Consider the following 12022-nt stretch of genomic DNA (forward strand, 5'->3'; position numbering starts at 1 on the left):
GAGGGCTGACGCCCAAAAAGCTGACGCCAGGGAGACGCCAGGTATGGCGTCTCTACAAAGGAAATGTTCTGTACCAAATCCCTACGGCACTCACCCAGCCTATGATCAGCCAGGCACCTACGGGTACGCCGAACATAATCAGGAGTAGGCCACCGATGAAGCCGCCAAAAATGCCTGAAAGCCAGCGTTCGGGAAGGATATCGTACCCGTAGGCAAGGCTATGCAGAAGCAGTAGCCAGCCCCAGCCAGTCAGCCAAAGCCAGATAACGTAGTCGGGCTGAATTTCGGCCGGGTAATTTCGCCCTAAAATCAGGAGTTCAGGAAGCCAGATGAGCCCATATGTAAGGCCATACCGCACGAGTCGTTGCCACCAGGTGAACGGTAAATTGGGTAGTAACAGCAGGTACTTTTTTTCAAAGGCGCTCACCTGGCCGCCCACCTGCGCATGCCCCAGTATCGCCAGTAATAACCCAATGAGCAACAGCCGCTGGTCGTAATCGTCGGTGGGGTAGAGTCGGCAAACGCCCGCCAGTAGTAAGCCCGAAAATGCCTTGGTCAATACCAGCGAAAGCGGTTCGTGCCGGAGCCAGTAGACGGGAAAGAACAGTTCATAGGGGAGCTTGAGTTGGAGATGGGGAATGCGGAGGGTATCAGGACCTGGGTGTCGAAGACGGTAGTCGTTCAGGTAAGCGCCAACGCCAATCAGGCAAAACAGGTAGGCAACAATAGCCGTTAGCGAATCCCATTTTTCATACACCGTTGCCAGTTGAATCATCCAGCTGCCGTAGGCAATCACAGGGGCCAGTAGCCCAATCTGAATGGCAAGCCAGAGCGCGTAGCGTGAAGGTGTGGGTACCAGCCAAAGGGTTTGCAGAAACAAATGTTCGGGTGCGACTAATTCCTGGCGGACAAATGAACTGACTTTTACCAAATAAAATCCCCAGAGGACGAACACCAGGGCCAGTAAAAACCAGGAACCCAGGCAAGCGGTAATTAAGGCTTTATGTTCGCGGGCGCTGAGAAAGCCAAAGGCTAGCAGAATGATGACCAGAAATGTACCGGCGTTGCGAGCGTAAAAGGGGCCAACAAAAATTCGATTCAGGAACGTCAGCATAAGCCAGATTAGGTTGTCGGTACAATCCCCCCATCGCCCACCTGCCAGATACCACGTAGGGTTAAGCCGGTCAGGCTGACATCCTGGTGCGAGGTAAGCCAGAACGAAACCCCCTGTTCTGTATGAAGTTGACGGATATAATCGAATAGTTTTGCCGCCGTTGCAACGTCGAGGGTCGTTAGGGGTTCATCCAGTAAAACGAGTGTTGGTGATCCCAGCAACGCCAGTAACAAGGATAACTTCTTAAGCATCCCACTCGAAAAGGTGCCCGTCGGTTGCGTCCAGAAGGTATTGACGCCCAAAATACGGGCGATCTGTTCGACTTGTCCTGCCGGGGCCTGTTTCGCCTGACCAACGAATCCGGCCAGATCACGAGGGGTCAGAAACGATGGATACAACGGTTCGGCTTCAGCATAGTTGACCCGTAGGCGGTATGCAACCGGATCGCGGCTGATCTCATACTGGTCTGTCAGCCAGATTTGGCCCGAGAAAGGAAGGAGTCCAGCAACGGTTCGGAAAAAGGTGGTTTTGCCGGAGCCATTGCCTCCCCGGAAATAATGAATACCCGACGAAAATGCCAGCTCGGGTAGGGTCAGTACCGTTCGACCAGTGTAGGCTTTGGTGAAGTTAGATACAGTGAGCAAAGGCGATTCGATTGATAAGTCCCAAAAATAAGAATGAATTCAGGCAGACGAATTCCCTTCTGTCATTGGGGGTGACCATTCCTCACGAGCCATAGGTAAAGCCCTACCATTTCACGCTGAGTCGGACGCCTGCCAGTCCATTCCGGCCGGGGGCCGCATTGTAGTATCGATTCCCGACGGCATTCAGATCATAGCCCAGCGAGTAGGCCCGATCCAGCAGGTTATCACCACTGGCATACACGTCCAGCATCCAGTGCTGGACCAGGTTACGCCGAAAACCCAGGGTGCCCTGAAGGAGTTGTGTCGGGTTCGATAAGGCCGTATTGGCATCGTTCAACTGAAATTCCAGCAGAAACAGATATGTCAGATGCGCATAAAAGCCTGCCCGCGTTTCGACATCAATCCCCGTTGTGTTGGCCGTTGGCGCTACGCCCGGAATCTGGTTATTCGATAAGTCGATGTTTCCCTGCCGATAATCGCGGTATCGATAATTGGTCAGTGTCAGGTTGTTCCAAAGTCGAAGTAAGGTCAGCGATTGGGTCGTATTGGGCAGCACAAAGTCATAGCTAAGTTGAGTTTCCAGACCTGGCTGGTCGGTGCGCCCCGCGTTGATAAAATAATCCGCACCAGCCGCATCCGATCGGCGAACGATAGTCTCCCGGAGTTGTAGCTTATAGAGGGCCACATCAAACCGTAGGCGGCTGCTCAGGGCAGATCCGCGAATACCGACTTCATAGCTAATGCCACGCTCGGGGTTGAGTGATGTGCTGAAGCCACCTGCCGAGGGATGCACTTCCTGGCTCGATGGAGCCGAATAACCCGTACTGATGCTCGCAAAAGCTGACAAATTAGTGCCAAAGGTGCGTAAGAGAGCGACCCGAGGTAGCCATACAGGGGTGAACGTTCGGGTGATCATGGCCGTCGGTAACCCATTGGCCCGCACCATATACCGGGTAAAATCATACCGAACATCGTTTCGGCTCAGGCCCGCTGTCAGTCGGAAGTGGGCAGGCAGTTGGGTTTCTACCTGAGCGAACAGCGTGGTTTGCCGGGCAATGAGTTCTTCATCGGTCTGAATGGTGTCGGGTAAGCCAGCTCGGTTGCCAAAGTTTCGATCTACGGTGAAGTTGCGTAAGAGTTCAGCGCCAACCGTAACAACCGTTGGCAGCGGACTATTGGGGAATCGGAATTGAGTTACCGAACGGCCCCCAATCCCCAGATCGGTCCGTTTTTCGTAATTGGTGATAAACGGATTGGCAAAGTCAGTGGTGGAACTGTAGATGACCGTCGTGTTTTGAATGCGGTCGTTCCAGCGGTATTCGTGCGACAGGCCAAAATACCCGACTTTCTGGTAGATACCCGCCTGCTGAGCGGCACTGCTGGGCAACGTAGGGGTGGCTGGCCGGGATGCCCTTGGATTGAGTAAAAACTGGGCTTCGGTCAATCCACCGGGGGTTTGATAATGGAGGTCGGAATACAGCGCCAGCAGCGAGACAGTCCGTTTAGGGCTCACGTTGAAAGAGCCGATAAAGCTTAGATTATCGCGTACGACCGCACTCTGATCGCGGTATCCGTTTGATTGTAAGTGGTTGTAATTTAGGGATATAGCTGAGTTGGTTTTGCCTGTTTGCAGGGAAATGCCATTGCCATATAAGCCATAGGAGCCGCCTAATGCAGATAGTTCGACACTGCTTTTATTGGTGGGTACGGCCAGACCGCTGAAGAGAATGGTACCGCCCGTACCCGCTCCATACAAACTGCCGGAGGGGCCTTTTATAACTTCGATCCGTCCTAGTGCCCGCACGTCGAGCGCATTGAGGGGCGTGTTGCCACCCGCATCGGTCAGGGGTAATTCATTCCAGTAGGTTTTGATGTTTCGCACACCAAAAGGGGATCGAATAGCACTCCCACGGATGGCCAGCCGATAGCTTCCGGGTGAACGTTCATCGGCCCGTACACCGGGAATCGTGTTTAACGACGAGACGATAGTGGGTATGCCAAAGCGTTGGTTCAAATCCCGTCGTGTCAGTACGCCCACCGAAGCGGGTGTTTCCAGCAACCGCCGATTAGTGGCATACCCGCGCACAACAACCTCGTTCAGTTGTAGGGTATCGTCTAAGGACGGAGCTGGTGTTTGGGCCAGTAGACGAATAGGACTGATGAGGCAAAGAGTTAGGGGTAAGAGTAGGTAGTTTTTCAACATAAAACGACGGCTAGGCCTTGTAAAAGTACATCGAATAACGGGAAACAAGGTTTCTGAATGGGATAAAATCGACCCAGTAACCCATTAATCAAAACGCCTGCATAAAAATTCAGTGGTAGGCGAATTGATTCTTGCATTTACTATAAGTATCATTTTTGATCAATAAGACTATATAGTATGATTCTTTTCTGGCATTAAATTTGACAACTAACGTAGTATGCAAGCTTTATCTTTACAAGAGAAGAGCCTAAGACTACGGCTCATACATACCCTGCAATGGGTGCTTCAACTGGCAGCAGGCGGTGCGATAATTGCATCATTGCTGGTAGGCTCTCTGCTGTGGCAGCCATATGCTGATCAAAGCGAGATGGAGCGTGAACTGGCTAATGAGACGTATCTCCGGGTAGTGGCGGAACTGCAAAGTGCTACCTGCGTATATCACCATGAGGACTGGTTACCCTTTCTGGCATGTGAATCAGCCGGACATAAGCGATTTACGTTGAGATATGAAGTGCTTGTTTACGAGGGTAATTCCTTTTATTACAGCCCTTTCTATGCCGCCCATACCGATAAAATAGTAAGGGAGTTCAAAAATAAGCCGATACCAGATGAGGTAACGGGCCTTTGAAAGCGGCTATAAATTCAGACTAGTCCGGCAGTTTCACCCGATACAGACCAAACGGATAGACCACGTTGTCTTCTCCATTATTATAGCGACGGGTACGGTGTATCTGGGCGGCTGTCACATACAAATACCCATCTGTTCCGATGCCGAAACTATCCGGCCAAAGTAATCGGCTGTCCTGAACCAGGACGCGCAACCGCCGTTCAGCCGTAGATTCGCCGGGAGTAACATACCGAATGGCTTTGTCGGGGGAGTCGGTGAGGTAAATACGCCCCGCTTTGTCGGCAATCATCCCGTGCGACACACCCGTTTCACCCATTGATTCGACGCGCCCCGACAACTCCGCAGGCGATAGGTTTGGATTGACTAAATCGTCGACGGCAATCCGGTAGAGTTTGGTTTGGGTGATCGGGCGAAAATAAAGGTACTTGAAGTCGTGCGTTAGGGCGATACCGTTTACATTACTTCGAAATGGATTCCCCTTACTATCCCGAACTTCTTTCCCGTCGATGGTTAATACAAAATTAGGGTCTGCTTTGGTCGATGGTGCCGTATCCAGCACCGTTCTGCTTTTTCCAGAATGTAAATCAAGCACAACAATCGCTCCCCGGCCTGGATCGGATAGGTAAGCCTTCTGCCGTCTGGTATCGATCTGGATATCATTCAATCCTGTTTGTTCGCGGGGTAAGTCCTCAAAGTGGTAAACCCGCTCCACCTGATTAGTCTTTAAATTGATCTTGAGCAGTTTAATGCCTTCAGGTATTGCTTTCTGGCCCGATGGGCTAGCCGGGTCGAGTACCCACAGCGCATTGGTTTGATCGACAAACAGGGCCTGAACATTAATAAATCGATGTTGCGGGTTCAGCGAATCCCACTGATTCCATTCGGCGTTAGGGTAGGGTATACGCTTCCCTTGTACGATTTCACCCAAACCATAATCATAGTTGGTTGGATTCTTGGGAAAGGTAACAAAGATGCGGTTCTCCTGCGAAACGCCTAATCCTATCGGCTGGTGCTTTCCAAACTGAGCGACGGTTTCCAACGTAGCCGACGGATGCGATTGGGCCGATGCAATGAATGAACTCAGTAAAAAGAAAAGAGTAACGGAGCGTGTTTTCATACTAACATAACCAGAGTCATTGAATTCTGTTGACTTCAGACAATTCGCTCGGCCGTTTTCCAGATTGTTTCGTCGTAAGAAATGCCCAGGCCCGGCAGGTTCGGAATTTGAATGGCACCGTTTTGAACCCGAACGGGAGGAGTATACCAGGTTACTGGTTTGCTGGTCAGATCGAACACCGTTTCCTGTAACCCGTATAGATTGGGGCAAACTGCCGCAAGCTGCCAGAAGGGAGCAATCAAGGGATCGGCCTTGGGCGTATGAGGAGCTATGGATTTGTTGTATTTTCGGGCAATTTCGGCTACCTGTAAAGCCCGAAGTATGCCACCGTTATAGTACAAATCGGGTTGCAGCAGATCGTACACATCGGTGCGGGCCAGTCGGTCGAAACGATAGAGGCTGGTATCCTGTTCGCCACCTGCCAACCGAAGTTTGGCCAGCGCTCGATTGACATTCCGCAGGCCGTCTTCATCCTCAAAATTGCACGGTTCTTCAAAAATAGCAACGCCATTATCCTCCAGCATGCGCCCGATGGCAATGCCTTCCTTAGGGGTATACGAACCATTGGCATCGGCATAAATAGTTATCGAATCGCCCAGTTTTTTTCGGACTAGTGGAACAAAGGCTCTTGTCCGGCGCTCGTCGTCGGGTGTATTCTGCATTCTGCCACCGACCTTGATTTTTACGCCTTTGGCACCACTAGCTGCTACCTTTTGGGCTAGCTGATCAACAACTGCATCGGGTGGTAGCGTACCCCGGTCGAAATCGGAGATATAAACGTCATACTGTGATCGTACCGGCTTCCCCAAAAGCTGATAAACCGGCTTGCTGGCCAGTCGCCCCAGTAAATCCCAAACCGCAATCTCAACCGAACCGATGCAGTTCCAGAGTGGCATCCCGGCATATTTATAATTTGAATTGAGTCGGTACGCATGATCGACTAACTGAGGCAGATCCCGAGCGTCTTTTCCAATGAAATACTCAATAACCAGCCCTTTGAGCAGCGACGACAGGTTGGGCATTCGGTCGTTACACTGGGTAATGCCCCGTGTACCATCCTGAGCCGTGACGACCAGCATCAGTTGCCCCTGCGTTTTTAACAACTCGACCGAGCGAATAAGAACCGGGCTGGGCAGAACTTTGTATAAATCGGGCAGGGACCAGACGGGAAAGTCGTCGGCTGTTGTCGGCATTGAGCCAAACGGCTCGGCGCTTGCCAGCAAACTACTACTGAAGATGGCTGAATGGAGAAACTGTCGGCGGTGCATGGCTTCGGGAAGGAATATTCTTTCAGGAAAGGCCACTCGCGAAGGGGAATACTGGATAAAATTCGATTTTTTCGATATATTTGTTTCCAATCAAGCAGAAAGCTGGCCGGGATGTCAAGGTCAGTTAGTTTTCACCTTCACGAAGCTGTATCTTGACGTTTCAAGAATTCAATCTACATGACGACCTGTTGGCCGGTGTAGATGCCATGAACTACCTTAAGGCCACGCCGATCCAGGAACTGGCAATTCCTAAAATCCTTGAAGGGCGTGATCTGATCGCCAGTGCTCAAACCGGGACCGGTAAAACGGCGGCTTATCTGATTCCACTCCTCGATCGAATTTCGCACGCCAACCACGATCATACCAGCACGCTCATTCTGGTACCTACACGCGAACTTGCCAAGCAAATAGATGAACAGGTTGAGGGCTTTGGCTATTTTGTGCAGGCACGCAGTATTGCTATTTATGGGGGAGGTAAGGGGGATGACTGGGATAAGCAGCGTAAAGCGCTTGAAACCGGAGCCGACATTATTGTTGCTACCCCTGGCCGACTTATTGCCCATATGCAGTTGGGCTATGTTAACTTTGACAAAATCGACTACCTGGTTCTGGATGAAGCCGATAAAATGCTCGATATGGGCTTTTCGGACGACATTCTGAATATTGTGGCTAAACTACCTGCCAAACGGCAAACGCTACTGTTTTCGGCCACCATGCCGCCTAAAATCCGGGAATTTTCGAAACGTATTCTAACGGAGCCTGACGAAATTCGGTTGGCTGTTTCCAAACCCGCAGCCGGTATTGATCAGCAGTTTTACCTAGCCTACGATGCTCAGAAACTGCCTTTGCTGGTACACCTTATTCAACAAAGCCGTACACCCGTGCAAAGCATGGTGTTGTTTACGTCTAAAAAGGCCGAAGTAAATAGTATTGTTCGGGCATTAGCCAAATTGGGGTATGAAGCGCGGGGGATCAGTTCCGATCTGGAGCAGGACGATCGTGAAGTGGTACTACGGGATTTTAAAAACAAAGCATTCCCTATTCTGGTCGCTACCGATGTACTGTCGCGCGGGATCGACATCGATAATCTGACGCACGTTGTCAATTACGATATTCCCCGTGATGCGGAAGATTACGTTCACCGGATTGGTCGGACGGCACGGGCTGCAACCACCGGAACCGCCATCACCTTCATCAGCGATCAGGACCAGAACCGGATTGTCAATATCGAACGGCTTATCGAACGGGAGGTTGATAAACAGTCCATTACCGAAGAACTGGGCATGGGCAAATCGCCCATATTTGATCCACGCCGGTTTAGTGGGTTGCGTGGAAAAAATGGGCGTGGTTCGGGCCGTGGTCGGGATAAACGTCGGACTGACGAACGGCGAAAGCAGGAACCGGGTGCAACAGGCGAAGCACGCCCGGCTAACCGTCGGGAGCGGAGCGAAAAAACAGAACCTAAACCTCGCCCTGATGCAACAGTAGAGGGCGAAGGATCGTCTGTTCCGGTAAATGCCGAAGGGCAGCCAGTTGGTAAAACGAAACGACGAAAAAAACGTCGGCGTGGGCCAAAGAGTGACGCACCCGGCAATGGGACTGCTCAAACGGCTTCACCTGCCAACCCTGAAGCTACGGGCGAATAAACTATACCCATGGATACGCTTATTTCCCGACGATCTACGCTACAAACCCTTTCAGTAGCGGTCGGTGGTCTACTGACGCAATCGATCAGCGGTTTAACGTTTGGAGAACCTGCCCAAAAAAAATTAGGGATAGCTCTGGTCGGGCTGGGAAATTACGCAACCAACCAGCTAGCGCCAGCACTTCAGGAAACCCAGCATTGTTACCTTGCAGGTATTGTAACCGGTTCGCCCGACAAAGCCAAAACCTGGGCTTCTACCTACAACATTCCGGCGAAGAACATCTACAATTACCAGACCTTCGATCAGATTCGGAACAATCCCGATATTGACATTATCTACGTCGTATTGCCGAATTTCCTGCATGCCGAATACACCATTCGGGCAGCGCAGGCTGGTAAACATGTGATTTGCGAGAAGCCAATGGCAATGAATGCCGACGAAGCCCGGCAGATGATTACGGCCTGTGAAAAAGCGGGTGTTCAGTTGTCGGTAGGCTATCGATTATATTTTGAGCCACATCATCTGGAGATGCGCCGACTGGTAGCAGAAAAGGCGTTTGGGCAGGTGAAAGTGATTGAATCGGCATTGGGATTTACCGTTCCAGGACCGAATTCCTGGCGACTGGATAAGAAGATTGGTGGAGGAGGAGCGATTATGGATTTGGGTGTTTATGCCATACAGGGTGCCCGACGAACGCTCAATCTGGACCCGATCAGCGTAACCGCCCAGGCATTTACCTACGATAAAGAGCATTTTAAAGACGTTCATGAGATGGTATTCTGGCAGTTTGAGTTTCCCGGTGGAACCATTGCCGATTGCCGAACTACCTACTCGTCGTATGTTGACCGACTGTATGTTACCTGTGAACGATGGGGCTGGTATAAGCTCGAGCCTGCGTATAATGCGACGGGAGCCCAGGGCCTAACCAGCAAAGGACCAATGAATGTAGCCTCCCCGAACTACCAGCAAATAGCGCAAATGGACGCCTTTGTGCAGTCGATTTGGAACAAGACCACGCCCGAAGCATCGGGAGAAGAAGGCTGGAAAGATATGAAGCTGATCGGTGCAATTCTACAGGCTGCCGACACCGGGCGGAAGATTTCGATTGACCTGAAAGGCTAAAATACTTCACCCAGATTGAAAAACAGCCCGTGCGATCCATCCATACCGAAGCCATAGTCGATGGATAGGTTGGTGCGGGAGATTTTGTTCATTTTGATGCGTAACCCGCCACCTACAGCAGGAACCACCTTTTCAAATTGTCGGCTTGCCTGTTCGGTTACAGTTTGGGCATTGGCAAAAATAACCCCCCCTAATAAGCGATCATCTGTGATGTGAAAGCGGTACTCTGCCTCGGCGTAGAGCAGGTTTTTACCCCGAAAACGTCCTTGAATGAACCCACGGCCCAGATTACCGTTGCTATCCCAGCCTGTACTGGGTAAATCAAGAAAAGGCGGATTTCCATCCAGCGTAAATGAGTTGTACGACCAGAGCGCCAGAATATTCCCCGATTGTAGTGAAACCGGAATGTACTTTCTTACTTCCAGCAGCAGCGATTGGTAGGTATCATCGCTTCCCAGAAACTCCATGTTGCTTCGGAGCACAGCGTTAGCATATAAACCGCCGGTAGGATTAATGGAGTTCTGACGGTTGTCGTACAGGACATGCAATGTCGGGCCAGAAGAAACCGAACGGCCCTGAACGCCGTAGGGATAGCCCGAAATGCGCGTAAACTCTCGGAAATCGTTATAGCTTTCGATGTTCCAGCGTAAGTCTAGGTGGTACCCGATACCCGCATAAAAATTGGGGGCTAATTGCCGTAGCAGGCTCTGGTACATACGCAGATAGGCATAATCCATGTCTACAACCCGCCGATCGGTTGAGGTATACATACCCAATCCATAGGTAGCCTGCGGATAATGCATCAACCGCCAGTCGTTGGTCCACAGGAAGCGATTATTGCGACTCCATATCTGCGAAATGGCAGTAAGAAACGCCTGGTTGTTCTGGGTGTAAGTCAGTTGTGTACTAACCGTCGACATGTTGGCACCGGGCCGCCGGAATGGTGTATTCAACAGGACAGCAGCCAGCAACTGCGTCTGTAATGTATAGCCGATCTGTGGGATAACGATCAGGAACCGCTTTCCTTCATGCAGACTTGCCGAATCGTGCGGTGTAATGTGCAGACGCGGAAACCAGCGATTGACTAGATCAGCTACATCGCGGGTAGGGCTAGCGGAGTGCGTAACGGGCAACGTAGATGAAAGTGCCGCCGTATCCGAAAGCGGCATTTGAGCCAGACAGGTAGTATCCGATACGATCAGTAACAGTAAACCCACAAACGAACAATAGAGGAGCTTCATGGGTGGGTTAGAAAGATCGCATAGTTTGTCAATGAGGGCGTTAGTCTGCTTGCCGTGCTAATTCATAGCACAGAATCACAGCTACTAAAACGCTAAATACTACCGGAACGTTGCAAAATAGTGGCTCGTAAAGCATACCGCTGGCTCTATTGTTCGGACAATGCCCATAGAACCAGCGAAAACCAGATGACAAAGTTATAGCTTATTGTAATAGGCAAATACGGTTGTCAACCCCGATCGTGATTTTAGATCTGGTTTCTGCGTCTTTAAAAACGCTTCAATCTGCTCTTTTTTGTCATCCATCAGCTCCAGGATGGTTTTTTTACCGGGCGAAAACTTCACGGCTTTTTTATCGCGGGCAACGTACCAGTCCAGCTTCTTCATATATTCATCGTCCTTCGTTCCGGTATTCATGGCCACATTGTAGTTGGCTTTGCGGATGTAAACGGAAGGGTATTGCAGCAGGTCCAGTTTGCCACCGTTGACCAACTGCTCGAAAAAACCAGTCAATGATTCGGCTTCTCCCTGGTATTCATGCACGTTGACGAATCGGCTAACTGACCCGAACAGGTTGTTCCGGTCAACGTAGCGTACAGCCGAGGATTTGACCGCTTTCACAGATTTAGGACCGGCTTTAATCTCTACTTCATTCGTCGACAGGTCGAGCCGGACGGGTACACCAGCCAGCGAATCGTTCGTCAGCGAAACCCCTACTTTGTTGTAGAATTTTACATTGCCTGCTTGCCAGGTGGTATCCAGATACGGATCGCCAATGAGCTTTCCGGGTTCTCCTTTTATGGTAAAGAGTGTGGCGTTGTTGGTCACGTTCAGGTTCGTAAAGTTGATACGATCCCGAGTCGTTTGGTTCATGTATTCGGTTTGTGCCTGAGAGAACGCTGGGATCGATCCGACCAAGCAAAGAGCGAAAAGAAAAAAACGCATAGGAAAATAAATAGAATGGTTATCAAGGAATAAAGAAACAAATTTTCATTGGAAATAAATCATGTAATAGAGCCTTAAATCGCAAAATCTCCTTTGG

10 protein-coding genes are annotated in these 12022 nt (G+C 50.6%); 3 read left to right on the plus strand and 7 right to left on the minus strand.

What is annotated here, in order from left to right; genetic code table 11:
- Positions 1 to 52: 52 nt before the first annotated feature.
- The 3 genes from BGO59_RS10185 to BGO59_RS10195 all read right to left on the minus strand — a co-directional run bounded on the left by BGO59_RS10185 (position 53) and on the right by BGO59_RS10195 (position 3961).
- Entirely contained in the window at positions 53 to 1114 is a 1062-nt protein-coding gene (locus tag BGO59_RS10185; RefSeq protein ID WP_293683516.1) for a hypothetical protein, read from the minus strand.
- A gap of 8 nt (positions 1115 to 1122) precedes the next feature.
- Positions 1123 to 1758, minus strand: a complete 636-nt coding sequence (locus tag BGO59_RS10190; protein ID WP_293683517.1) for an ATP-binding cassette domain-containing protein — start codon at positions 1756 to 1758, stop codon at positions 1123 to 1125.
- A 103-nt stretch (positions 1759 to 1861) separates the two neighbouring features.
- The gene (locus tag BGO59_RS10195) at positions 1862 to 3961 is read right to left on the minus strand and encodes a TonB-dependent receptor (RefSeq protein WP_293683518.1); all 2100 of its coding nucleotides are present in this window, start codon (positions 3959 to 3961) and stop codon (positions 1862 to 1864) included.
- A gap of 217 nt (positions 3962 to 4178) precedes the next feature.
- Here BGO59_RS10195 and BGO59_RS10200 point away from each other — a divergent pair, with 217 nt between their 5' ends.
- The gene (locus BGO59_RS10200) at positions 4179 to 4589 is read left to right on the plus strand and encodes a hypothetical protein (RefSeq protein ID WP_293683519.1); all 411 of its coding nucleotides are present in this window, start codon (positions 4179 to 4181) and stop codon (positions 4587 to 4589) included.
- 19 nt (positions 4590 to 4608) lie between these two features.
- On the opposite strand, the gene BGO59_RS10205 is transcribed toward BGO59_RS10200, so the two are convergent.
- Positions 4609 to 5706: an L-dopachrome tautomerase-related protein gene (locus BGO59_RS10205; protein WP_293683520.1), complete on the minus strand. Its 1098-nt coding sequence runs from the start codon at positions 5704 to 5706 to the stop codon at positions 4609 to 4611.
- 35 nt (positions 5707 to 5741) lie between these two features.
- The gene (locus BGO59_RS10210) at positions 5742 to 6974 is read right to left on the minus strand and encodes a mandelate racemase/muconate lactonizing enzyme family protein (protein WP_293683521.1); all 1233 of its coding nucleotides are present in this window, start codon (positions 6972 to 6974) and stop codon (positions 5742 to 5744) included.
- Positions 6975 to 7180: 206 nt separating this feature from the next.
- Between BGO59_RS10210 and BGO59_RS10215 the strand changes: the two genes are divergently transcribed.
- Positions 7181 to 8620, plus strand: a complete 1440-nt coding sequence (locus BGO59_RS10215) for a DEAD/DEAH box helicase (protein WP_293683632.1) — start codon at positions 7181 to 7183, stop codon at positions 8618 to 8620.
- Between the two features lie 9 nt (positions 8621 to 8629).
- Positions 8630 to 9742 (plus strand): Gfo/Idh/MocA family oxidoreductase, encoded by a 1113-nt coding sequence (locus BGO59_RS10220; protein WP_293683522.1) that lies wholly within the window; start codon positions 8630 to 8632, stop codon positions 9740 to 9742.
- Here the strand turns inward: BGO59_RS10220 and BGO59_RS10225 are convergent.
- Together BGO59_RS10225 and BGO59_RS10230 are read right to left on the minus strand one after the other, a co-directional pair.
- A complete protein-coding gene (locus BGO59_RS10225) occupies positions 9739 to 10983 on the minus strand; it encodes a BamA/TamA family outer membrane protein (RefSeq protein WP_293683523.1) in 1245 nt (414 codons plus the stop codon). The genes BGO59_RS10220 and BGO59_RS10225 overlap by 4 nt on opposite strands.
- A gap of 195 nt (positions 10984 to 11178) precedes the next feature.
- Complete coding sequence (locus BGO59_RS10230) at positions 11179 to 11853, minus strand: hypothetical protein (RefSeq protein ID WP_293683524.1); 675 nt, start codon at positions 11851 to 11853, stop codon at positions 11179 to 11181.
- Between the last annotated feature and the right edge of the window lie 169 nt (positions 11854 to 12022).

It is taken from the genome of Spirosoma sp. 48-14 (assembly GCF_001898575.1).
In the GTDB taxonomy this organism is placed as follows: domain Bacteria; phylum Bacteroidota; class Bacteroidia; order Cytophagales; family Spirosomataceae; genus Spirosoma.

Coding starts and splice junctions, on each gene's coding strand:
- BGO59_RS10185 (WP_293683516.1), bottom strand. CDS start 1,114: ATGCTGACGTTCCTGAATCGAATTTTTGTTGGCCCCTTTTACGCTCGC.
- BGO59_RS10195 (WP_293683518.1), bottom strand. CDS start 3,961: ATGTTGAAAAACTACCTACTCTTACCCCTAACTCTTTGCCTCATCAGT.
- BGO59_RS10200 (WP_293683519.1), top strand. CDS start 4,179: ATGCAAGCTTTATCTTTACAAGAGAAGAGCCTAAGACTACGGCTCATA.
- BGO59_RS10205 (WP_293683520.1), bottom strand. CDS start 5,706: ATGAAAACACGCTCCGTTACTCTTTTCTTTTTACTGAGTTCATTCATT.
- BGO59_RS10210 (WP_293683521.1), bottom strand. CDS start 6,974: ATGCACCGCCGACAGTTTCTCCATTCAGCCATCTTCAGTAGTAGTTTG.
- BGO59_RS10215 (WP_293683632.1), top strand. CDS start 7,181: ATGAACTACCTTAAGGCCACGCCGATCCAGGAACTGGCAATTCCTAAA.
- BGO59_RS10220 (WP_293683522.1), top strand. CDS start 8,630: ATGGATACGCTTATTTCCCGACGATCTACGCTACAAACCCTTTCAGTA.
- BGO59_RS10225 (WP_293683523.1), bottom strand. CDS start 10,983: ATGAAGCTCCTCTATTGTTCGTTTGTGGGTTTACTGTTACTGATCGTA.
- BGO59_RS10230 (WP_293683524.1), bottom strand. CDS start 11,853: ATGAACCAAACGACTCGGGATCGTATCAACTTTACGAACCTGAACGTG.